Annotated in this window: 24 protein-coding genes; 23 read left to right on the forward strand and 1 reads right to left on the reverse strand. The window is 40.1% G+C overall.

The window, feature by feature from the left end:
• Positions 1-4: 4 nt before the first annotated feature.
• The 23 genes from CQA63_RS02210 (at position 5) to hemC (ending at position 22,593) form a co-directional block, all read left to right on the forward strand.
• A complete protein-coding gene (locus CQA63_RS02210; protein ID WP_104700648.1) occupies positions 5-736 on the forward strand; it encodes a class I SAM-dependent methyltransferase in 732 nt (243 codons plus the stop codon).
• Between the two features lie 48 nt (positions 737-784).
• Complete coding sequence (locus tag CQA63_RS02215; protein WP_104700649.1) at positions 785-3,655, forward strand: adenylyl-sulfate kinase; 2,871 nt, start codon at positions 785-787, stop codon at positions 3,653-3,655.
• Complete coding sequence (locus CQA63_RS02220) at positions 3,652-4,263, forward strand: gamma-glutamyl-gamma-aminobutyrate hydrolase family protein (RefSeq protein WP_104700650.1); 612 nt, start codon at positions 3,652-3,654, stop codon at positions 4,261-4,263. Before CQA63_RS02215 ends, CQA63_RS02220 begins: the two co-directional genes overlap by 4 nt.
• Complete coding sequence (locus tag CQA63_RS02225; protein WP_104700651.1) at positions 4,263-4,706, forward strand: hypothetical protein; 444 nt, start codon at positions 4,263-4,265, stop codon at positions 4,704-4,706. Before CQA63_RS02220 ends, CQA63_RS02225 begins: the two co-directional genes overlap by 1 nt.
• Positions 4,706-5,569, forward strand: coding sequence for a formyl transferase (locus tag CQA63_RS02230; protein WP_104700652.1), 864 nt, complete (start codon positions 4,706-4,708; stop codon positions 5,567-5,569). Before CQA63_RS02225 ends, CQA63_RS02230 begins: the two co-directional genes overlap by 1 nt.
• Positions 5,566-6,324: a phosphocholine cytidylyltransferase family protein gene (locus CQA63_RS02235; protein WP_104700653.1), complete on the forward strand. Its 759-nt coding sequence runs from the start codon at positions 5,566-5,568 to the stop codon at positions 6,322-6,324. The genes CQA63_RS02230 and CQA63_RS02235 overlap by 4 nt, the downstream gene beginning before the upstream one ends.
• 89 nt (positions 6,325-6,413) lie before the next feature.
• On the forward strand, positions 6,414-7,739 hold the full coding sequence (aepX, locus tag CQA63_RS02240) for a phosphoenolpyruvate mutase (protein ID WP_104700669.1): 1,326 nt from the start codon (positions 6,414-6,416) through the stop codon (positions 7,737-7,739).
• 109 nt (positions 7,740-7,848) lie between these two features.
• On the forward strand, positions 7,849-8,010 hold the full coding sequence (locus CQA63_RS10160) for a nucleoside-diphosphate sugar epimerase/dehydratase (protein WP_244916258.1): 162 nt from the start codon (positions 7,849-7,851) through the stop codon (positions 8,008-8,010).
• Positions 8,011-8,108: 98 nt separating this feature from the next.
• Positions 8,109-8,714: a TylF/MycF family methyltransferase gene (locus CQA63_RS02245; protein ID WP_244916259.1), complete on the forward strand. Its 606-nt coding sequence runs from the start codon at positions 8,109-8,111 to the stop codon at positions 8,712-8,714.
• A 10-nt stretch (positions 8,715-8,724) separates the two neighbouring features.
• Positions 8,725-10,038 (forward strand): thiamine pyrophosphate-dependent enzyme, encoded by a 1,314-nt coding sequence (locus tag CQA63_RS02250; protein ID WP_104700655.1) that lies wholly within the window; start codon positions 8,725-8,727, stop codon positions 10,036-10,038.
• A complete protein-coding gene (locus tag CQA63_RS02255) occupies positions 10,031-11,140 on the forward strand; it encodes a phosphonoacetaldehyde reductase (RefSeq protein WP_104700656.1) in 1,110 nt (369 codons plus the stop codon). The genes CQA63_RS02250 and CQA63_RS02255 overlap by 8 nt, the downstream gene beginning before the upstream one ends.
• An 86-nt stretch (positions 11,141-11,226) precedes the next feature.
• A complete protein-coding gene (locus CQA63_RS02260) occupies positions 11,227-12,396 on the forward strand; it encodes a peptidoglycan glycosyltransferase FtsW (protein WP_104700657.1) in 1,170 nt (389 codons plus the stop codon).
• A 2-nt stretch (positions 12,397-12,398) separates the two neighbouring features.
• Positions 12,399-12,914, forward strand: coding sequence for an HdeD family acid-resistance protein (locus CQA63_RS02265; protein WP_104700658.1), 516 nt, complete (start codon positions 12,399-12,401; stop codon positions 12,912-12,914).
• A gap of 16 nt (positions 12,915-12,930) precedes the next feature.
• A complete protein-coding gene (locus CQA63_RS02270) occupies positions 12,931-13,605 on the forward strand; it encodes a uroporphyrinogen-III synthase (RefSeq protein WP_104700659.1) in 675 nt (224 codons plus the stop codon).
• A 90-nt stretch (positions 13,606-13,695) separates the two neighbouring features.
• Positions 13,696-14,535 carry a peptidylprolyl isomerase gene (locus CQA63_RS02275; RefSeq protein ID WP_104700660.1) on the forward strand — a complete coding sequence of 280 codons (840 nt, stop codon included), beginning with the start codon at positions 13,696-13,698 and terminating at the stop codon, positions 14,533-14,535.
• Between the two features lie 9 nt (positions 14,536-14,544).
• Complete coding sequence (locus CQA63_RS02280) at positions 14,545-15,468, forward strand: class II fructose-bisphosphate aldolase (RefSeq protein WP_104700661.1); 924 nt, start codon at positions 14,545-14,547, stop codon at positions 15,466-15,468.
• Positions 15,469-15,591: 123 nt separating this feature from the next.
• Positions 15,592-16,902, forward strand: coding sequence for a histidinol dehydrogenase (hisD, locus tag CQA63_RS02285; protein ID WP_104700662.1), 1,311 nt, complete (start codon positions 15,592-15,594; stop codon positions 16,900-16,902).
• Positions 16,903-16,905: 3 nt separating this feature from the next.
• Positions 16,906-17,169, forward strand: a complete 264-nt coding sequence (locus tag CQA63_RS02290) for a DUF2018 family protein (protein WP_104700663.1) — start codon at positions 16,906-16,908, stop codon at positions 17,167-17,169.
• A gap of 19 nt (positions 17,170-17,188) precedes the next feature.
• Positions 17,189-17,599 (forward strand): hypothetical protein, encoded by a 411-nt coding sequence (locus CQA63_RS02295; protein WP_104700664.1) that lies wholly within the window; start codon positions 17,189-17,191, stop codon positions 17,597-17,599.
• A gap of 26 nt (positions 17,600-17,625) precedes the next feature.
• The gene (locus CQA63_RS02300; RefSeq protein WP_411710163.1) at positions 17,626-18,519 is read left to right on the forward strand and encodes a polyprenyl synthetase family protein; all 894 of its coding nucleotides are present in this window, start codon (positions 17,626-17,628) and stop codon (positions 18,517-18,519) included.
• A gap of 1 nt (position 18,520) precedes the next feature.
• The gene (gene hemA, locus CQA63_RS02305) at positions 18,521-19,861 is read left to right on the forward strand and encodes a glutamyl-tRNA reductase (protein WP_104700665.1); all 1,341 of its coding nucleotides are present in this window, start codon (positions 18,521-18,523) and stop codon (positions 19,859-19,861) included.
• Between the two features lie 9 nt (positions 19,862-19,870).
• The gene (locus tag CQA63_RS02310) at positions 19,871-21,628 is read left to right on the forward strand and encodes a proline--tRNA ligase (protein WP_104700666.1); all 1,758 of its coding nucleotides are present in this window, start codon (positions 19,871-19,873) and stop codon (positions 21,626-21,628) included.
• A gap of 11 nt (positions 21,629-21,639) precedes the next feature.
• The gene (hemC, locus tag CQA63_RS02315) at positions 21,640-22,593 is read left to right on the forward strand and encodes a hydroxymethylbilane synthase (protein WP_104700667.1); all 954 of its coding nucleotides are present in this window, start codon (positions 21,640-21,642) and stop codon (positions 22,591-22,593) included.
• A 53-nt stretch (positions 22,594-22,646) separates the two neighbouring features.
• On the opposite strand, the gene CQA63_RS02320 is transcribed toward hemC, so the two are convergent.
• Positions 22,647-23,451: glycosyl transferase (locus tag CQA63_RS02320; protein WP_244916260.1), on the reverse strand; the 805-nt coding region annotated here is incomplete at its 5' end.

Genomic DNA, 23,451 nt, shown 5'->3' on the forward strand with positions numbered 1-23,451 from the left:
GAGAATGGATAAAAACTATTGGCGTGATTACTATGCGAGCCACAGATTCAATGCCCAAGCCTCACTTTTTGCTACCTTTGTTATGGAGCATTATTTAACTAAGGGGCACAGACTCTTAGAGCTTGGCTGTGGGAATGGGCGCGATAGTATGTACTTTGCTAGACATGGAGTCGAGGTCGTGGCTATTGATCAAGTGCAAGAAGAGATTGCATATCTTAATACTTATGCCTCTTCTTATGAGGCAAGCTCTTTAGATTATACCCCGCCGCAATTTGTAGCGGGGGATTTTACGCATTTAGAGGATTTGCATATCCCTAAAGAGTATAATTGTATCTATTCTCGTTTTACCCTCCATTCTATAGATAAAAAAAGCCAAGATAAGGTCTTGCAAGATAGCTTAAGTCTTTGCGCACAAGAGGGTATTTTAGCCATTGAAGTAAGGGGTGAGAAAAATGCCCTTTATGGCAAGGGTGAAGCCATCTTAGATGAAAGCGGGGCGTTTATTTATGATAATCACTATCGGAGATTTCTTAATTTTGAGGATACTCTAAACTTCATAGAGAATCTAAGGTATCGCCCAGCCTGCGATAATGCGCAGGGGGGGGGGGTATATAATGCTCCTACTTATTGCTTTAAGATTCTTAGTGCGGATGAGGATAGAGGCTTTGCCCCATTTGGCAAAGATGATGATTATTTTATCCGCATTTTTGCTAAAAAGGTGCGCACAAACTCCTAAAGCCACTTCTCCACACTATCATCTTTATAGCCTTAGAGGTCTGTAGAGATGATAGTATGGATTATGGGTCTAAATGGCGCGGGGAAAAGTAGCGCTGCCCATGCACTCAAAGATCTTTTTAGCAAAAAGGGTTTATCTTCTCTCGTGCTTGATGGCAATCATTTGCGTGAGATTTTTGAGGAAAGTGGCTATGATAGGGCTTCTCGTATAGCCTTAGGGATTCGCTATGCCCAGCTTGCCAAAACGCTTAGTGAGCAGTCTCATAAGGCTATTATCATTGCCGCAAATGGTATGCTTAAAGAAGTGTGCCAATACAACCTCACACATTTAGAGGATTATTATGAGATTTTCCTTGATGTGCCTTTATCTGTATTAAAGGAGCGCGATTCTGCGGGGATTTATACACGTTTTGCACAAGGGCTTGTTCAAAATGTAGGCGGGCTTGATTTAGAGGTGGATATTCCAACTCACGCCCTGTGCCTCCCTTATGACCCCACCCATAGCCCAAAAGATATTGCCAAGAGTATAGAATCTTATATCTTTGCTAAAAAGCACACTTTAGTATCTAAGTCCCCAAGCCCCATCCTTAGCACAAAAGCCCAAACTCTGCTAAATCTCACTCCGCTTTTAAAGGGTGCGCGCATTTTGCCCATATGGACAATAAGCAAAAAAGACTACTATACACAAGGCATAAAGCCATTATTAGAAAACTTAGTTTCTAGCGCATATACAAGCTTTATTGTGCGCTCATCTTCAAAAAATGAAGACAATGCCCATACCTCCAATGCAGGGGCGTTTGAGAGTGTGCTTGATGTGAGTTTGGAGGGCTTAAGCGAGGCTATAGAAAATGTATTTTACTCTTATGCTAAGGCGCTTAAAACATATAAAGCAAGCACGCAAGAAGAGATTCAAAGAATTATTAATAATGTAAGTGATGATGAGCTTGTGCTCATTCAGCCTATGCTAAAGGATATAATCTGTGCGGGCGTGGCGTTTAATACCCATCCAAAGAGCAATGCACCTTATTATGTGATAGAGTATTCAAGTAGCTCCACACATGAGGTTACAGAGGGGAGCGGAGTAAGCCAGACATTCTATGTAGCCCATAGTTTTAAGACCTTGAGAAATCCTTATTTGCTAAAGATTGTCCATCTCCTAAAGGAGCTAGAGGGGCTTATCCCCAATACCCCTTTGGATGTTGAGTTTGCCCTAAGTGGGGAGGATATATATTGTCTGCAAGTGCGCCCTTTAGTGCTGAAAGTCCATAGAGATTACCCAAATGCCAGCACCCAACTTACCTTAGTGCAAAATAAAATTTATGAGATTCTTAAGCCTCACCCCTCACTCTATGGCTCTAGGGGTATGCTAGGCATTATGCCAGATTGGAATCCAGCTGAAATTATTGGCTTGCACCCTCGCCCTTTGGCGTTTTCTCTCTATGGGCGGTTGATTACAGATTCTATCTATGCGACACAAAGGGCACGCTATGGGTATAAAGATGTGAGTTCTAATCCCTTAATTTATAATTTGCATGGCAAGCCTTATGTTGATGTAAGGGCAAGCTTTAATTCATTTTTGCCTAAAGATTTGAGTGAAAACACCAGTGAGATGTTGGTTGAATTTTATTTAGATATGCTAGCTTCAAATCCCCATTGGCACGATAAAGTAGAGTTTGAAATCCTCTATGATAGTTATTATTTTCACACACCTAAAGCCTTAAATAAACTCTTAGAATATGGCTTTAATAACACCCAAGTTGATGAAATTTCACACGCCTTAAAACATCTCACCAATCATATTTTAGAGCATAAAATTTACACCCAAGATATAGAGAAACTTAGCATTCTCTCTGCTAAAAGAGAGCAGATTCTAGGCTTTCCTGCGCCTTTGGTGGAGAAGATTTATTGGTTATTGCAAGATTGTAAAAACTATGGCACAAAGCCCTTTGTGGGGCTAGCTCGTGTGGGCTTTATGGCTATGGGATTTTTAAATGCCTTAATCAAGGAGGGTATTTTAGACAAAGCCCAAAAAGATAGCTTTATACAATCTCTCCATTGCGTTACGACGTCTCTTACAGATGATTTGCATACATTAAGTAAGCAGGACTTTCTGGCTAAATATGGGCATTTGCGCCCTGGGACGTATGATATTCTCTCTCCAAGATATGATGAGTGTTTTGAATTTTACTTTAAGCAAAAGCCGCCATTGCAGAGTGTGAAAAACACTTTTGCCCTTAGTTTGGAGCAAATGCGCTCTATTGATAAGCTTTTAAAAGCCCATAATCTTTGCTGTGATGTGCTCGGGTTTTTTGACTTTATTGCTATGGGCATTACTATGAGGGAGTATTCAAAATTTGAATTTAGTAAAAATCTAAGTTCTGCTTTAAGTTTGATAGCCTCCCTTGGTGCAGAGTATTCTCTTAGCCCAGAAGATATGAGCTATTGTGATGTGGATACATTTTTTAAGGCATATAGCACTTCAAGCAATCTTGAGCGCCTGCTTTTAGAATCCATTCAATCTGGCAAAAGCTCCTATATGCTTCAGCAAGCCCTTATCCTCCCGCCTTTAATACAGAATGCCAAAGATGTAGAGTGCTTTTGTATCAATCAATCTATCCCCAATTTCATTACTCAAAAACGTATCCAAGCCCCTGTGGTAATGCTAGATTCTAATCCAAATGTGGATTTAGAGGATAAGATTGTTTGTATTTCGCGTGCTGATCCGGGGTTTGATTGGATTTTTTCACACCATATTGCTGGGCTTATTACGGAATTTGGCGGGGCGAACTCACATATGGCAATCCGTGCTAATGAGTTAGGTATCCCTGCGGTTATTGGCTGTGGGGAGAAGTTCGCACTCTATGCCCAAAGCTATATGTTAGAGATTGATTGTGCTAATTCTAAGGTGGTGGTGATATGAGGGCAATTACTACACAAAGAATCTATGCTTATAAGCCTTATGGGGAGCTGTGGGAATGCCTAGATAGTGCATTACAGGAGTTTTTATTAGAATGTGAGATTCTCTCTTATGCCGTCTCTTTCACACAAATAGCACATATCCCTTTGCTTTTTGAGGGAGTGGATATGCTCGTGCTAAGTGGGGGGAATGATATTGGGGCATATCCTAAGCGAGATCATTTTGAATTAGCCCTGCTTGATTATGCGCTTAAAGCACATAAAAAGGTTTTTGCTATTTGTCGCGGGGCGCAGCTTGTGGCGCATTATTTTAATATCCCGCTTAAAGCAAGCAAACATAAGATTAAAGCTATCCATACTTTGCAGGGGAGACTTACGCATGACGTGCATAGCTATCATCATTTTTGTATTACCCAAGCCCCTAAAGATTGTGAGGTACTAGCCTATGTAGATGATGAAATAGAGGCGTTTATGAGTAGCCAAATCCTTGGTGTGATGTGGCACCCAGAGAGGGAAGAGAGAAGAGAATCTGATAGGGCACTTCTTAAGCAATTTATCACACAAAGCGTGCATAAGCATAATATCCAAGATTCTAAATTGAAGGAGGCATAATGTATCCATATATAACCAAGAACAATCTCTTAGAGATTCAGCATTATAACTATAGTGCTTTTTATGGGGTGGGCTTTTTAAGGGATTATTTAACTTCTCGCACGCTTAGTGGGGAGTATAAGGCTACTCAAAATCTTTACAACAATAGCCTTTATGATAAATGCCAAGATAGGGGCTATCTGAAGCTACTTATTAAGACTTTTGAAGTCAATAAAAGGCTATATGAGTCCTATGATAAGGGCTTTTCTCGCTTCTCAAAAGAGCTTATTTTAAAGCCTAATAAAGAGAGTTCATTTTTAGATATGGGGCTTTATGTGGGCTTTGCATATGCTTTAGGCGAGGCTTTTATGGAAAGTTTGAATTTGCTTTATTTAAACACTCTTTTAAAATGTAATGATACTTTATTATCCCTTGCAAATACCGCACGTGGGGGGGGGGTATAATGCCCTTTTTAGCTAAAAGTATTGATATGGAGCTAGAAGGCGCGCTGTATATAGCAAATAAAGCCGGGCTTTATAAGAAGAAAGCTGCTCAAAATTTGCATGCAGATTTTAAAGAGCTCATTCACTCTTTAAGCGATTTTGAGCCTTTATGCACGCCACTTCCTTTCACTCGTGCTTCAAATATTACTTTCCTTGAAGATATGGCGATGATTTATGCCCCCACCGCTAGATCTCACATCTATCTTCAAGCCTTATTGCAAGAGGGTATATTACCTCGTGTGGTTGTGTTTTTGGCAGAGGATTCTAGCACACTAGCAGAGGTTTGGCGTGAGCTTGAGGGCTTAGGCTGCTTGATATATCATATCCCAAGTAAAGATATTAATGATAAGGCAGTTTTTAGCTTGATTATGGGCTTAAGCCAAACTTATATTATTTATTCAGGCTATGGCGGGGGGATTTTAGAGCATAATTATTTTGAGAAAGGTAAGTTTTTTATCCATGTTCATGCGGGGAAATTGCCTCATTACAAGGGCTCTACGACTTGCTATTACTCACTTTTAGAAGATGGGGAAATCTGTGCAAGTGCGATGTTTTTAAGCCATAAGCTTGATGGTGGGGATATTCTCGCAGAAGTGAGCTTAGATAAAGCTGCTATTTGTAGGTTAAAAAATAGTGATATTGATACCACCATTGAGCCTTATATCCGCTCTCTTGCTCTCATTAAAGCCTTGCACTCACAGCAAAAGAGTGGTGCATTTAGCCCCAAAAAGCATGACATAACACAAGCAGATAACACGTATTATAGAATCCACCCCCTCCTTAAGCATTTTGCACTTTTGGGTGTATTTAAGGAGGAAGTATGAAAGCCCTTATTCTCGCTGCTGGGCGCGGAAGCCGTATGGGAAGCCTAACAGATAGTAAGCCTAAGTGTTTAGTAGAGCTTTATAATAAGCCACTTTTGCAATACCAAATCGAATCTTTGCTCCAAGCGGGGGTTAAAGACATAGGTATTGTGCGAGGCTATTGTGCCAAAAGCCTAGAGCCCTTTGTGCAAAAGTATCATTTGCACACTTATGAGAATCCACAATGGGCAGATACGAATATGGTGTATTCCTTGCTTTGTGCCAAGCCATATTTGCTTACCGCACAGGAGTGCATTATTAGCTATAGCGATATTTTCTACCAAAGTAGCGCTATCTTATCTCTCTCCCAAAATAGTGCTGATATAAGCATTTTATATGATACGCAATGGCTAGCACTCTGGCGCGCTCGTTTTGCGAACCCTCTAAGCGATGCAGAAAGTTTTAGAGTGAAAAATGGCATTTTAGAAGAAATTGGCAATAAAGTAGAGGATATTCGCCTTATAGAGGGGCAATATATGGGGCTTTTGAAATTCACAAATAAGGGCTTAAAGGAGCTTTTTAGCCTGATAGATACGTTAAAGGGTATAGATATAGCCAAAATTGATAGCACAAGCCTTTTGCAGGAATGCCTTAAATATGGCTTTGCTATTACATGCGTGCCCTATAGTGGAATCTGGGGAGAGTGCGATAACCAAAGCGATGTAGCCCTATATGAAGCACTCTATCCCAATCTCGCAGATATTCATACTTTATAAAAGGAGCAAATATGCAAAATAGTATTTCTTATCCCCCCCCCCCGTTAAATACCCACTTAAAGCCTAAGTCAAATATTGTATATGTCGCCATGGCGGCGGATTTAATCCACCCCGGGCATATTAATATCCTAAAAATCGCACGCGATTATGCTAATGCCCTAGATAAGGCAAATACTGATTCTAGCCTGCCAAAGGCTGAAGTCGTGCTAGGGCTGCTTACAGATAAGGCTATAGCCTCCTATAAACGCCTGCCTTATATGAATTATGAGCAAAGAAAGGCAGTTGTGGAGAATTTAAGCTTAATAGATAGAGTAATTCCCCAAGAGACGTTAAGCTATGAGGGGAATATCCGCGCTCTGCTGCCTCGCTATGTGGTGCATGGAGATGATTGGAAAAGTGGCACACAGACCAAAACAAGGCAAAATGTGATTGATACCTTGCAAGAGCTTGCTTGCGGGGAGCTTATCGAGCCACAATACACGCCGGGTATTAGCTCTACACAGCTTAATGCGGACGCTAGAGCCATTGGCATTAGCACAAATGCAAGGCTTTCTTTACTTGCTCGCCTTTTAGAGGCTAAGAAACCTTTGCGAATCTTAGAGACACATTCTGCTATATCTGCACTCATTGCGCAAAATACAAGTGTTACTCATAATGGACAAACCGTAGAGTTTGATGGCTTTTGGAGCTCTTCGCTGACAGATTCTACATCTCGGGGTAAGCCAGATATTGAAGCAGTGGAGTTAAGTAGCCGCTTAAATACGATTAATGAAATCTTTGAAGTAACCTCCAAACCGCTCATTTATGACGCAGATACAGGCGGGAAGCTAGAGCATTTTGTCTTTAGTGTGAGAAGCCTAGAGCGCACGGGGGTGAGTGCGGTGATTATTGAAGATAAAACGGGGCTAAAGAAAAATTCACTTCTAGGCAATGAAGTAGAGCAAACACAAGAAGATATACAAGAATTTTGCGACAAAATCACTGCGGGTAAGAGGGCACAAATCACCAAAGACTTTATGATTATCGCTCGGATAGAATCTTTAATCCTTGAAAAAGGGCAAGCAGACGCGCTTAAGCGGGCTTTTGCGTATGTGGAGGCGGGGGCTGATGGGATAATGATACACTCAAGGCAGAAGAGCCCTGATGAAGTGCTTGAATTTATAAAGGCTTTTCGCGCTAAGGATAGCAAAACGCCTATAGTGGTCGTGCCTACAAGTTTTAATGCTATTAGGGCAGAGGAGTTAGCAGAAGCGGGGGCAAATATTGTCATTTATGCCAATCATCTACTACGTGCTTCATTTGTGGCTATGCAGAAAGTCGCTCAAGGTATCTTAGAGTATGATAGAAGCAAGGAAATAGAATCTTCTTGTATGAGTGTGAAAGATATACTCTCTTTAATACCCGGTACAATTTGAGTATAAGGCATTTCTAGCACTAGAAATGCTTAAGTGCTAATCCAAGCGCTAATAATGTGTCTCCTATTCATTTCGTGGATAGAATATACATTATTACAAAGGAGCAAATATGCAAATAGTGATTTTTGGAGCTGGAAATTGTGGGAGATTAATCGCCCAAGATTTAGTAAAAAATGCAGCAAATAAGATTGTGGCTTTTATAGATAATGACCCGCAAAAAGCAGGGGAGAGTGTGCTTTTAGATAAAGCAAGCCCCGGGGGGGGGGGGTAAAAATATATCCCTCTAATAAGCTAAAAGAAATAGCTTTTGATAAAGTCATTGTAGGCACCTTTACGGGGTATTATGAAATAAGTAGCCAACTCCAAGAAATGGGCATAGCAAAAGAAAAGATTGATGTAAGCTATATTGAGTTAAGCGTACGTGCAAGGGTGGCATTTTTAGAGGATTTTGCAAAAGAGTGTGGCAATTTAGACGGGGCATGTGCAGAGTTAGGCGTGTATAGAGGTGACTTTGCTAGATATATTAATAGCTCTTTCCCGCATAAAAAGCTATATCTTTTTGATACTTTTGAGGGCTTTTGGGCACAAGATATAAGTAATGACTCACAAATGGCTAAGGCTTTAGGTAAAAGGCATTTTGCAAACACGAGTATAGATTTAGTGCTAGGTAAAATGCCTTATAGGGAGCAATGTGTAGTGAAAAAAGGTTGGTTCCCAGAGAGTAGTAAGGGAGTGGAGGAAGAGCATTTTTGCTTTGTGAATCTTGATGCAGATTTGTATGAGCCTATTTTAGCGGGGCTGGAGTTTTTCTACCCGCGTATGGTGAGGGGTGGTGTGATTTTAGTCCATGAGTATTTTTCAGCAGGTTATGTGGGCGTGAAAGAGGCGGTTTTGGAATTTATCTCTAAGAAAGAGGGAAGTATTTATAAAATCCCCATTGGAGATAATTTGAGCATAGCGATTATTAAAACATAAAAGGAGCATTATGCTAGATACACAAGCATTTGGGAAGTTTTTACAAAGTGTGGGATTAAAGGATTTTGTGGGCGTGCCTTGCTCATATCTTGCGCCTTTAATAAATTATGCGATTAATGAAAATGCCTTTATTATGGCAAATAATGAGGGCGACGCGGTGGCTATAGCAAGCGGCATAAGTTTGTGCGCTAAAGATTCTAAACAAACTCCGCCATTTATCTCCAAAAGACAAATTGACATAGAGGGTAATGGCTGCAGTGATACATCACAGCCCCCGCCCTTATCGTCAAAAGCTGAATTAGGCTATGGCGTGGTGTTGATGCAAAATAGCGGCTTAAGCAATGCTCTAAGCCCTCTAACAAGCCTCAATCATACCTTTGATATTCCTATTTTGGGCTTTGTGTCTTTACGCGGGGAGAGAGATGAGAATGGTAAAAACACAGATGAGCCTCAGCATGAGCTTTTAGGCGTGATTACTGATAAGCTTTTGCAAACCTGCGAGATAAGCTATATGTTTTTGGAGGCAGATTTGAGTGCCGCAAAAGAGCAGGTTTTAAGGGCATTAGAGATTTTGGATGGCGGGAAGAGTGTGTTTTTTATCGTGCGGGATAAAACATTTCAAAAAGTGGATTTACTTTACAATCCATTAAATTATACATTTCACAATAAAGATAAAGGAATTTTGCATGATATGCACACAGAGGAGAGTACTCCAAAGCCTCTAAGCTATAGCACTCGGCAAGAGGCTTTGGAGATTATCCAGTCTTTAGGTTTTAAGCACAAGGCGCTTTTATGCGCCACTACAGGCAAATGCGGAAGGGAGCTTTATGAGATTAATGATACTCCAAATCAGCTTTATATGGTGGGCTCCATGGGCTGTGTGAGCGCCTTAAGCTTGGGTTTAAGCCTAAAAACAAAGCAAAAGGTCATTGCTATTGATGGGGATTCTGCCTTGCTTATGCGGCTAGGGACTTTAAGTACAAATGCCTACTACAGCAAGGATAGGGATAATTTCTGCCATATTTTGCTTGATAATCAAAGCCACGATAGCACAGGCGGGCAGTTTAATCTCTCTCCCTTTGTAGATTTTGTTTCAATAGCACTTAGTTGTGGCTATAGGCATGTGTTTAGAACGTATGATTTACAGAGCTTTAAAAAGGCGCTTTCTTACTTTTTAAGCTCTAAAGAGAAGGGGGCTTATTTTATCTATCTGCGCATTGCTAAGGGGAGTAAGGCAAATTTAGGTCGTCCTAAGATTACCCCAAAGGAAGTGAGGGCAAGACTTATGCACTATATAGCAAAGCAAAAGGAAGAAGATGAATGAATTTACATATTTTAATCCGGTGAAAATACATTTTGATATGTCTTTAGAAGATGCCTTAGAGTATATAAAGGGCTTGCCATATCAACGATATTTGCTTGTTACCTCTAAAGGCTGGGTAAAGCGCCATATCGTTAAGCAAATACAAACAGCCTTGGGTGATAGGCTAAGCCATATAGTGGAGAATATCCCTCCTAATCCCGAGCTTTCATTTATGCAGCATATTCATAAGCAGCAAGGGAACAGATTTGAGGCTATTATAGCCCTTGGTGGAGGCAGTGTGCTTGATAGTGCGAAGTTTTTATCTCTCTCTTGTGAGGTAAGTGCGCATAATGGCGAACTTTGCTTGCAAGAAAACAAAGAAGGAGGGGAGCTAAAGCCCATTTCACATATAGCACATTTAGAATCTAAGCCTATTTTTTGCTTCCCTACTACTGCGGGCACAAGTAGTGAGCTTACCAAATGGGCGACTATTTGGGATAAGGCAGCAAATATAAAATATTCCCTTATGCATGAAGCTTTGTATGCAAAAGTTGCTTTTTATGACCAAAAGCTTTTTTCTTATATGCCTACTTCCATAGCTTTAGCTTCTGGGCTAGATACACTCTCTCATGCCTTAGAATCAATGTGGAATAAAAATGCCTCCCCTATATCCATACAGCACGCCCTTAAGGCTATAGAGCTTATTATCTCCTCCCTCCCGCTCTCAATTAATGCCCCATATTACACTTATGCACGCAAATGCGTTATGCTAGCAAGTATTTATGCAGGTTTGGCATTTTCACAAACGCAAACCGCACTAGCACATGCTATTAGCTATCCTATCACTATGCGCTTTAATATCCCACATGGCATAGCTTGCAGTTTTTCTCTGCCTATATTGCTTCGACATATCACAGATAAAGAAATAAATGACACTCTAAAGGTCTTTGCCCAACCCATAGATACGCTTTTTGCCAAACTTAATATCTCTTCTAATCCCAAAGATTATGGCTTAGATGCCTATTGTGTAGAGGAGATCTTTAAAACTCTCAATGCAAGGGCGCAAAATGCCCTTTTGGACATACCTGCGATTAAAAAGGAGTTTTTAGATTATGTGCGCTAGGGCACATATAATCATTTGCATATTGCTTATGTTTTGATAATATCGCGCTTTTGTTTGTTCAATCTTTTTTATATAAAGTGGGTTTTATGGTAGATTCTAAGCTTTTTTATGCCGTTATATTATTAATTTGTATTGGCATAGTGATGTCATATTCTCTATCAGCTTATATTGTGAGCTTTTATAACTATTCTCCCTTTCATTTCTTTATCCGTCAATTTATCGCCGCCTCTCTTGGAATTTTGCTTATTTGGCTTATTTCACGCATTGATGTAGATATGTATTTTAAACGCATTGGTTTGTTGATTTTTATTGTTTCTATTATCCTTATGGTGGGTATGCACTTTCTTCCTCAAAGCTTTATTAGCTCCGCAGGGGGTGCGAAACGTTGGATTAGGCTGCCTTTGATTTCTTTAGCCCCTTCAGAGCTTTTTAAAATTGGTTTTGTGTATTTTCTTGCGTGGAGCTTTTCACGTAAATTTGTAAGTAATGTGCATTTATCCATTAAAGATGAGATTAAAATTTTCATACCCTATCTTGTGCTTTTTATTGTAGCAGTCGTGCTTATTGCTGTGCTACAAAATGATTTAGGTCAGGTAGTGCTTTTGGCATTAACCTTAGGTGTAATGCTACTTTTTGCCGGAGGGAGTTTGCGCTTGCTTGGTGTGATCTTTTTATGCACGATTGGCACGGCATTTTTAGCTATTATCACAAGCCCGCATAGAATCTTACGTATCAAGTCGTGGTGGGCAAGCGCACAAGATTCTGTATTGGCTCTTTTACCGCAGGGCTGGGCTGAAAATCTCCGCGTGAGTGGCTTGCCTGAGCCCTATCAAATTTATCATGCTGCTAATGCTATCTCAAGCGGAGGATTCTTTGGCTCTGGGCTTGGGGAGGGCTTTATCAAGCTTGGGTTTTTAAGCGATGTGCATACAGATATTATCTTAGCTGGCATTACAGAAGAGTTGGGCTTTATAGGATTATTTGGGATTATAGGGCTCTTTGGCTACGTGCTTTTGCGCATTTTTCGCATTGCTAATCGCACTACTGATAAGACGCATTATCTTTTTTGCGTGGGTGTGGCACTTTTGCTGGGATTTTCATTAATTATTAATGCCTTTGGCATTTCTGGTATTACGCCTGTTAAAGGTATTGCAGTACCATTTTTAAGTTATGGAGGCAGTTCGCTCATTGCCAATTGTATAGCTATTGGCTTAGTTTTGGCTATTTCTAAAAATATGACTGACAAAAAGGAGTAAAAATGCGCTTTAATCGTGTATTATGGCTGGCTTTAGCTATTTCTTTAATTATTTTGGGAATTGTGTGTATTGCTAACCCCCTTGATACGATGCAATGGCTTGCTTATTTGGTTGGCTTTATTATGCTTTTTAGCGGTATTGGTGAGATTATCTACTTTCTTCAAGCCCGCTATGGAATGATTTTATTTGATGGCATTCTCTCGTGTATTTTTGCCCTTGTATTGCTTTTTGGTGGGGAGGAGATTGCTCAAAACTTTATCCCCTTGCTTATTGCCTTATGGTTGATTTTTAAGGGTGTGCTATGGTGTATTCATGCTTACAAAATCGCCCCCTTTGTGGAATCTAACTTCAAAGCAGGCATTATGATTATGGGAGGGGTTTATATCGTGCTAGGGGTTTTATTTGTATTTTTCCCTGCAGTGCTTGCTACATTTATTAGCTTTATTTTAGGCATAGTGCTTATTCTTAGCGGTCTTGCAGGGCTGTATTTTTGGAATCTCACAAGAAATCTAAGATAAATCCTAAAGACAATTTATGGGATATGAGGTAATCCTCACAGGAACTCGTGAAATACAAGGGGTCAAATGCCTTTTAACTAATAGCATAGAGTTTTTGCCTATTACCCATAATCTTCTTGGCATTGATGCCCTTGTCTTTACTTCATCTTATGCGATACATTCGCTTGCTAAGTCAAGTGAATCTTCCCCCCATTTAAGTGCTTGGAAGCATATACCAAGCTTTGTTATTAGCCCTAAAAGTGAGGAAGTGCTTAAGGGATATGGTGCTTGCGTGGAGTTTGTCGGTAAAAGTGGGGAGGGGAGGGCATTTGGAGAAGAGATTTGCCCGCTATTAAAAGGACGTAATGTGCTTTATTTGCGAGCTAAAAAGATTGTCTCCGGGCTAGATAATATATTTAAAGCATATGGCATTTCATTTGAGCAAGTCTTTGCGTATGAAAATATCTATCAAAAGCTCCCATCATCCTTAAAACCTAAACCTCATAGCATTATTATTTTCCCCTCTCCAAGTGCCTATCATAGCTTTGTAGAGAATTTTGGTTGGGATAGCCACTATAAAGCCCTAGCTTTAGGGCGTACTACATTTTCACATTTTGATAAGCATATTTGCGCCATCCTTAGCCCTCATGCAAGTTTTGGAGCTTCTATTGCATTTGCTAAAGAGCTCTCTTGTAGAGAGGAGCTAAAGTGATAAACTTTCTTTAATCTTACGCTCTATTTAGCTTTGAGTGTTACAATCGTGGCTATCTTAAAGATCGATCTTAAAACAGGGAGTGAAACAATGAGGTTACATTTTAATAAGCACTTGTGTGCGGGGGTTTTACTTGTTTGTGCGTCATTGCTGTCTGCAAAAACCTATGCAACAGTTGATGGCAAAGCAATTACAGATAAAGATATGGAGATACTCAAGCAAAGTATCCCTAATTTTGATTATGCTAAGCTAAGTGAGCAGGAAAAAGATGCGCTCATTAATGAGCTTATTAACCGCCAACTTATCCTCAAAGCCGCCAAGCAAGAAAAGCTTGAAAACTCTAAGGAATACACAGATATTGTTAATAATATTAAAGACAATCTCCTTATTGATTTATGGACAAAAAAGCAAGCTGACAAGATTCAAGTCCCTAGCATTAATGACGCACAAATCCGCAAGATTTATCAAGAAAATGAGGGGCTTTTTATTAATCAAGAAGGCAAGGCAAGGCATATCCTTGTAGATAATGAAGCAGAGGCAAAAAATATCATCAAAGAGCTTGATAAGGCTGCAAAAGGCAAGGTAGAGGCACGTTTTATTCAACTTGCTAATGAAAAATCCATAGATCCAGCTTCAAAACAGCAAAAAAATGGCGGTGATTTAGGTGTGTTTCAACGTTCTATGATGAACCCAGATTTTTCAAAAGCGGCTTTTGAGCTAAAACCGGGTACTTATACTAAAGAGCCTGTGCATACTTCTTTTGGTTATCACGTGATTTATCTTGAACGCAAGAGTGAGCCTAAAATTATCCCTTATAATGAAGCCAAAAAAAGCATTGAAAATGAATTAAGAATGCAGAGTATCCAAGGCGGTATGATGCAAAAGATTCAAGAATTACGTCAAAAAGCTAAAATCGAAATTACAAAATAGGGAGAAAGCATGCTTATCACGGGGAGTGAAATATTACTTAAAGCGCATAAAGAAGGCTATGGCGTTGGGGCATTTAATTTTGTGAATTTTGAAATGCTTAATGCTATATTTATAGCGGCTAATCAAGCAAACTCGCCTATTATTGTCCAAGCAAGTGAAGGTGCGATTAAATATATGGGCATTGATATGGCAGTTGGAATGGTTCATATTCTCTCTAAACGTTATCCGCATATTCCTGTTGCCTTGCATTTAGACCATGGCACGAGTTTTCAATCATGTAAAAATGCTATTGATGCGGGCTTTACTTCTGTGATGATAGACGCTTCACATCACCCCTTTAATGAGAATCTTGCCCTTACTCAAGAAGTTGTAGAATACGCACATTCTAAAGGTGTCAGCGTAGAAGCGGAGTTGGGGAGGCTTATGGGCATTGAGGATAATATTTCTGTAAGTGAAAAGGACGCTGTGTTAATTAACCCCGATGAAGCAGAGGAGTTTGTAAAAACCACAAAAGTAGATTATCTCGCTCCTGCAATAGGCACAAGTCATGGGGCTTTTAAATTTAAAGGCGAGCCAAAGCTTGATTTTGAACGTCTTCAAGAAGTAAAAAGACGCACAAATATCCCTCTTGTACTCCATGGGGCAAGTGCTATCCCTGAATATGTGCGAGAAGCATTTTTAGCCAGCGGTGGAGATTTGAAAGGAAGTAAAGGTGTGCCTTTTGATTTCTTAAAAGAAGCCATTAAGGGCGGTATTAATAAAGTCAATATCGATACAGATTTGCGTATAGCTTTTATCGCTCAAGTGCGTAAGGTCGCCAATGCAGATAATACGCAATTTGACTTGCGTAAATTTTTTACTCCCGCTATGGAGAGTGTCGTGCAAGTTATGGTAGAGCGTATGGGCATACTTGGAAGTGCTCAAAAGATATAGCCTCTATCCCTCACTCCCCTTATAATGGGAGTTACTACTGAAGTTTATCTCTAAATAAAGATTCTTAACTATTTAGAGTAGCCATATATAATTCCCACTTATCTTATAATTATGGGGGAGATGATGAAAATCCTTGATGTTACTTCTAAATCCTTTGAGAGTGAGTTTAAAGCAGTTTTAGCTCGTGGTAAAATGGATATGAAAGAAGTCTCTTCAATTGTAGAGGGCTTGCTTAATGAGATAGCCACAAATGGCTTAGAAGCCCTCAAATCACATATTGCTCGCTTTGATTCTTGGCAGGCAAATAGTTTTGAGGATATATGTATTACCCCGAGTATGTGCCTAAAGGCTTATAATGAGCTATCAAGCGATCTGAAAAATGCCCTCAAACTTGCATACGATAGAATCTATGCTTTCCATCAAAAGCAAAAGCCACAGAGTTGGATTGATTGTGAAGATAATGGCAATATCCTTGGAGTCAAGGTTACTCCCATTGAACGTGCAGGGCTTTATATCCCCGGGGGTAAGGCTGCCTATCCAAGCTCACTTCTTATGAATGCCATTCCAGCGATTGTAGCAGGGGTAAAAGAAATTGTAGTTTGCTCTCCCACACCCCATAATAATCCTAATCCCCTTTTGCTTGGGGCACTGCATTTATGCGGTATTACAGAGATATATAAAGTCGGCGGGGCAAGTGCTATAGGGCTTATGGCTTATGGCATAAAGGAGATTAAAAAGGTTGATGCTATTAGTGGTCCGGGGAATATTTTTGTCGCTTGTGCGAAAAAGCATGTATTTGGCGAGGTGAATATTGATATGATAGCCGGTCCAAGTGAGATTGGTATTATCGCTGATAAGCACGCCAATGCAAAATATATCGCTTATGACTTGCTTTCTCAAGCTGAACACGATGAAATGGCAAGCTCGATTTTAATAAGTGATGATAGTGCCCTTATAGAATCTGTAAAATCTCACATTGAGCACATTCTCCCCTCTATGCCAAGAGTCGCCATAGCGCAAAAAAGCATAGCAAATCGCGCAGTGATGATACATACGCGTAATTTGCAAGAGAGTATAGATATTGCTAATGCCCTAGCTCCAGAGCATTTAGAGGTTTTCACTCTCAATCCCGCAGAAGTGCTACCTTATATCAAACACGCAGGGGCTATATTTTTAGGAGAGTATTCAAGCGAGCCTATAGGAGATTATCTTGCTGGTCCTAATCATACGCTTCCAACCGGGGGGAGTGCTAGGTTTTTTTCCCCTTTGAGCGTGGAGCATTTTGTGAAAAAAAGCTCTATTATCGCCTTTTCTGCGCAGGCTCTAAAACAAGTGGGTAGCTCATGTGTAGCCCTAGCCCAATGCGAATCACTTGACGCCCATGCGCAGGCAGTTTTAGCAAGATTAGATTCTATGAAAATCAATAAGGAGTAAGAAATGGACGCATTTTTTGAGGGCACACCTTTAGAGAAATGGTATGAAGTTATACATAATGCCTCCCCCACGCTTGTAGCCCTGGAGCTTGAATCGTTGCTTGAACGTATTGTGGTATATGAAGCACTTTTGCAAAAAAGTGGCGTTGATGCGCAATTAGCTTTTGAGCAATCTCGTTTTGATGAGGAGATACTGCATATTTTACAAGAGGCAAAAAACGCCCTTGCTATAGAATCAATGGCAAATATATTGAGTAACCATGAGTGAAATATTAAGGAGTGAAATATTGAGTAAAATCTTTTTCCCATTTTTACTTTGCTTTGAAATACTCTCTGCTGCGATGCCTTTGCATTTATGGGAGAAGAGTGTAGAGCTTAAAAAGGAGCAAGTCTATAAGGCTCATTTCAAAGTAGGCAATGTAGAAAAAGAGCTCCGCTTCCGCTGGACTTTGTTTAAAAACCAAGCCCTCGTGCTGCATTTAAACTATGATAAATTCAATCATCAATTCCTTTTATATAGAGATTATCAACGCAACTGCTATAAAATCGCGCTCGGAGGGGCAGAACAAAGCAATCAAGCATATTTTACGATGTATTTTAAATCTTTTGAAGGAGAGAGTGCGCATTTAAATCTTTATATTGAGGGCTCGGGTGTAGCGGTGCTTGATGAGGGGCTTTTGCAAGGAGTGCAATCATGAGCATGGATATGAATATGGAGCACGCAATAGGGCAAATTAAAACTTATATCAATACCTTTATTTTAGAGTGCCAAAATGAGCATATTAGCGCCTTATGCAAGCATTTGCAATATGGGAAAATGCTTCGTTCTAAGCTTTTATTAGCTATTAGTGGCGTGAGTGAAGAGGCGTTGCGCGTGTGTGCTTTAATTGAGATGATACAAAATGCCTCTTTATTACATGATGATGTGATAGATAATGCGAGCACAAGAAGGGGAGATTTGTCTATTAATGCACGTTTTGGGAATAAAAATGCGATTATGCTAGGTGATGTGCTGTATTCTAAGGCATTTTATGAGTTAAGTAAGCTCGATATGAATATCGCACAAAGTGTATCCCTTGCGGTAACGCGCCTCTCAATAGGAGAGATTGAAGATGTGAGGCTTTCAAATGGCTTTCATACTAATAGGGAGGCTTATATCAATATGTGTTCGCTTAAAACCGCTGCCCTTATAGTTGCCGCGGCAGAATCTGGAGCGATTTTGAAGGGTTTAGATAAGGACATATATAGCACGTATGGAGAAAATTTGGGTATTGCCTTTCAAATTATTGATGATATTTTAGATATTACTCAAGATTCCTCCACTTTGGGTAAGCCCTCGATGAGTGATTTTAGAGAGGGCAAGACTACACTCCCTTATATGGACCTATATGAATGCCTACAAAAGGATAAACAAGAAATGCTCCTCTCGTATTATGCAAAGAATCTTAGCCCTAAAGAAGAGGAGTGGATAAAAACGCAAATGCAAGATAATGATATTATCGCTAAAAGCCTCCAATGTGCTAAAAACTTTGCTGATAAAGCCTTGCAAGCCATTGCTAGCCAAGATAATCAAACCCTGCGTGATATGATTACGCAAATGCTTGATCGTAGGAGTTAGTATGCAAGAGAAAATGCAAATGCAATATATGGTGGTTGGCTTTTCACATAAAAATGTAGATATTTCCTTGCGCGAGTCTTTGAGTATCCCAGAAGAGCAAATAGTGCCATTTTTGCAAGAAGTCAATGCCTGCGATGTGATTTGTGAGAGTGTTTTATTATGCACTTGCAATCGCATAGAGCTTTATCTGAGTGTGTATGATACAAAAGTCGCAAAAAAGCATATATATGAATGTTTTTCTAAAAAGAGTGGCATAGCAATTCAAACATTAGAGCAAGTAGCACTTGTACGTTTGAATGAATATGCGGTCTATCATATATTTGGCGTGGCTTCAAGCCTTGATAGCTTAGTGATAGGAGAAACGCAAATCACAGGGCAGCTTAAAAGCGCTTATAAGCTGGCTTTTGAGCATTCTTTATGCGGGAAGGATATGACTCGTCTTATGCACTTTGCTTTTAAATGTGCCGCAAGTGTGCGCAAACAAACAGAAATATCAGCCCATAGCGTTTCTGTAGCCTCTACAGCGGTTTCTATGGCAGCTCAAAAATTGGCTGCAAATAATCAAAGTTTAGAATCGTTACCTGTTTTGGTCATTGGCAGTGGGGAAATGGGACGTTTAGTATGCAAGCATTTATTAAATTTAAAAGCACATATCACGCTCCTTAGTCGCACTTATGCAAATGCACAAAACTTAGCCTTAGAATTAGGGGGAGATAAGATTGTGGTGCGCCCTTATGAGGATTTAAGGGTACTTTTAGATGAATTTAGCTTGCTTTTTAGCGCCACAAGCGCACAGGGTTATGTTATCACCCAAGATATGCCAAATACCCTTGCTAGCAAACGTTATTGGTTTGATTTAGCCCTACCTAGGGATATAGAATCAGGAGATATGCAATCTGTCTCATATCACAATATAGAGGTATTTTGCGTAGATGATTTACAAGAAGTTGTGCAAGAGCATAAACAAGCAAGGGAGGAGAGTGCCAAAGCAGGGAAGAAAATTATAGAGGCTTTTACTTGTAATTTCTTTACTTGGCTACAAACTTTGAGTGTTGAGCCTGTGATTAAGCATATGCGTGCTTTAGCTAAAGAATCTGCCCATAAAGAGCTTGAGCGGGCGATTAAAAAAGGATTTTTACCAGCAGAATATCGCCATAATGTGGAGAAGATTCTCCATGGGGCTTTTAATACATTCTTGCACCAGCCCACTATGCGATTAAGGCAAGCGAGTGAAAGCCATCAGGGCGATCCTATCATTGAGGCGATGAAAAGTATGTTTGATATTGATGATGAAATTGTTATGCTAAATAGCTATAAATGTGAGAGGGATACTACTTTTTAAAGGAATGTTATGAAATTTTCTCAACTTTTTGTGAGCACACTCAAAGATACGCCAAAAGACGCTACTTTGAAAAGTCATCAATACCTTTTGAGGGGCGGGTTTATCCAGCAGATTGGAAGTGGTATTTATAATTTTCTGCCCCTAGGGGAAAAGCTTTTGAGAAAAGTTTCAGATATTGTGAGAGAAGAGATGAATGCAAGTGGGGCTCAAGAAATTCTTATGGGATTTGTTACCCCATCAGAGCTGTGGAGGGAATCTGGGCGATATGAGCAATATGGCAGAGAGCTCTTGCGCTTTAAGGATAGGAAAGATAATGAGTTTGTGCTAGGACCCACGCATGAAGAAATGGTAACTTCTATTGCTAAAAATAGTATTAGAAGCTATAAACAACTCCCTGTACATCTCTATCAGATTCACACGAAATTCCGCGATGAGCTGCGCCCACGCTTTGGGCTTTTGCGCGGAAGAGAGTTTATTATGAAAGATGGCTATAGCTTCCATAGCTCTTGGGAGGATTTAGATAGAGAATTTCAAACTATGGAGCTCACATATAAGCGGATTTTAGAACGTATGGGTGTGGAGTTTAAGGTAGTAGAGGCAGATTCTGGTGCTATTGGCGGGAGCGGAAGCAAGGAATTTATGGTGCTAGCCCCTTGCGGAGAGGATACTATTGTCGTATGTGAATCTTGCGATTATGGGGCAAATATTGAAATCGCTCAAAGAATGCCCCGCACTGCACCTAGAACAAATGAAGTAAAATATGATAGCAATCCTCCTAAGGCGGCTTTTGCTCGCTTTTTTACCCCTGAAGTGAAAACTATAGAATCTTTAAGTGAGTTTTTCAAAGTGGATACATTTTGGATACTTAAAGCCATTGTCAAAAAGGCGGTGCGAGCGGATAATAGCGCGGAATTGGCTTACTTTTTCGTTCGTGGAGATGATGAGGGCGAAGATACCAAAATGTTAAATATCCTTAATGCAAAAGATACATTTTTATCCTTAGAAGATGCAAGCATAGAGGAGATAAAAGCCGCTGGGCTTGAAGCTGGCTTTATAGGACCTTATGGTTTGAGACATATTACACAATCAGAACATATTTATTTTGACTTAAGCTTAAAAGACGCTAATGAGCTGATATGTGGGGCAAATGAAAAAGATTGGCATTTAGTGGGTGTGGATTTGGGCACATTTGAAGGCTTGGAGTATGTTGATATAGCAGCTGTTAAAGAGGGAGATTGCTGCCCCAAATGTGCTCAAAGGCTATGCTATAGCGCAGGTATAGAAGTGGGGCATATTTTTAAACTCGGCACGAAATACTCTCAAGCCCTAAATGCGCACTTTCTCAATAAAGAGGGTAAAGCAGAGGCGTTGATTATGGGCTGCTATGGCTTTGGAATCTCACGCATTCTCCCTGCGATTTTAGAGCAAAAAAGCGATGAGCTTGGCTGTGTGTGGAGTAAGGAAGTGAGTGTTTTTGACATAGCTATTATTATTTCAAATACCAAAGATAGCACACAATATGAATTTGCCCTTACATTATATGAAGAGCTTAAATCTCAAGGCGTTGATGTACTTTTAGATGAACGTGATGAGCGCTTTGGCGTAAAGATGAAAGATTTTGAGCTTTTGGGCTTTTACTCTGCGTTGATTGTGGGTAAGGCTTTGAGTGAGGGCAAGGTAGAGTTTATTTTACGCGAAGGCTTACAAAAAAGAGAGCTTAAGGCAGATAGACATTTATCTCAAGCCATTATGCAGGCATTGGATTAAAAGGAGAGAATATGAGTAGCTTGGTGATTGGCACACGCGGGAGTGCGCTGGCATTGTGGCAAGCGCGGTATATTCAAGCACGCCTAAAGTATGAGTGCCATATAGAATCAAGCATTAGCATTATTAAAACACAAGGTGATAAAATCCTTGATGTGCCATTAGCTAAAATCGGCGGCAAGGGGCTATTCACCAAGGAGTTAGAGGAAAAGCTTTTAGGTAAAGAGATTGATTTAGCCGTTCATAGCTTAAAAGATGTGCCTGTGGATTTTGTGGGAAATTTAGCTTTAGCTGCTATTACTGAACGCGAGGATTGTAGAGATAGTTTTCTTAGTATGGCTTATGCTGATTTTGATAGCTTGCCCAAAGGGGCTAAGGTAGGGACTACCTCGCTTCGCCGCTCTATGCAGATTAAAAAGCTTCGCCCTGATTTGGATACGTTAAGTTTAAGGGGTAATGTGCAAACGCGTTTAAAAAGGCTTAAAGAAGGGGAGTTTGATGCAATTATTTTAGCTCAAGCTGGCATAAAGCGACTTGGCTTAGATACAACAGATGTGAAATATATCACCCCTTTAGCATTTATGATACCCGCAATGGGGCAGGGGGCATTGGGCATTGAAATGTGCAAGGATCATATTTATTTTGATAAGATTGCTAGCCTTACCCATGAGCCAACTGCACTTTGCGTGAGTGCTGAGAGGGCGTTTGTACAAGCGCTCAACGGGGGCTGTCAAGTCCCTATAGGCGTGCATGCCCAATATAATGATAAAAAGCTTAGCTTGCAAGCTATTGTGGGCTTACCCGATGGAAGTGAATATATACAAGAGAGTGTGCAAGAATGCTTAGCTGGAGAAGCGCTAGATAATATAAATGCTGCCCAAAGCCTCGCCCAAAGCCTCGCCCAGAGTTTTATTAACAAGGGGGCAAAAGAGCTTTTGAATAGAGCACAGGATATGGCTTTTCGCTAGGGAGAGGGGACTTTTGCCACAAAATATAGGCTATTAAAGTTTGATAGTTTCGCTTAAGTCTTTGAAATAGGTAAGAAAGCCTTACACCTCTGCTTTAAGTAACGCAAGATTCTATACAATCTTGGCATATAGTAGGCTAGCTTGATGGAAAAAGAGCATTTTTGCATATAAGGTTCTAAGGGCTTGAGTAAAGCTCGTATATTTTTAGGATCAGATTCAAAGCTCACTCCACCAAAGGCATACATTGCCCTTAATTGTAAAAAGGCTATGAGTTTAGTTTTCAATGCGCCTTTGTAGGCTGGGCTTTCGTTTTGGCAAGTATGAAGTATAGATATAAACTCTAAAAGTCCTAGACAAATGTAGGCACAAGAATAGGCGAAGTGATAATGTTTGATTTTGTAGCTATTATAGAATGTATAGGCGATGTCACTTAGGTAGGCTGGTGTTGGTCGTAGCGGGGTGGCTTGGCTTAAAGTGTGGTCGCTTGTAGAGTTTGCGCGCATTCTATAAATATATAAAGGTTTGTTGAGAAACTCAATACTCTTGGCTTTAGCAAACACAAGCATACCAAAGAGGGCATCTTCACTTTGAATAGTAGGAGTAAAACGGAGTTTTTCAAAAAGCGATATATGAAAAACTCCCATACATACACACGAGAAACTATCTGTATGCTTCCATAAATCTAGTGCTTTTAATGGTGCTTTTACATCATTCTGCTTTAATCCTAAATTTTCAAGCAGGCTTGTGTTTTGCGGTGCTATATTATCTTCATAAATACAAGTATAATCATGCCAAAGAATATCACACTCCCCAATATGTTCTACACATTGCTCTATACAATCAAGACTTAGCATATCA

The organism is Helicobacter marmotae (genome assembly GCF_003364255.1).
GTDB lineage: Bacteria > Campylobacterota > Campylobacteria > Campylobacterales > Helicobacteraceae > Helicobacter_C > Helicobacter_C marmotae.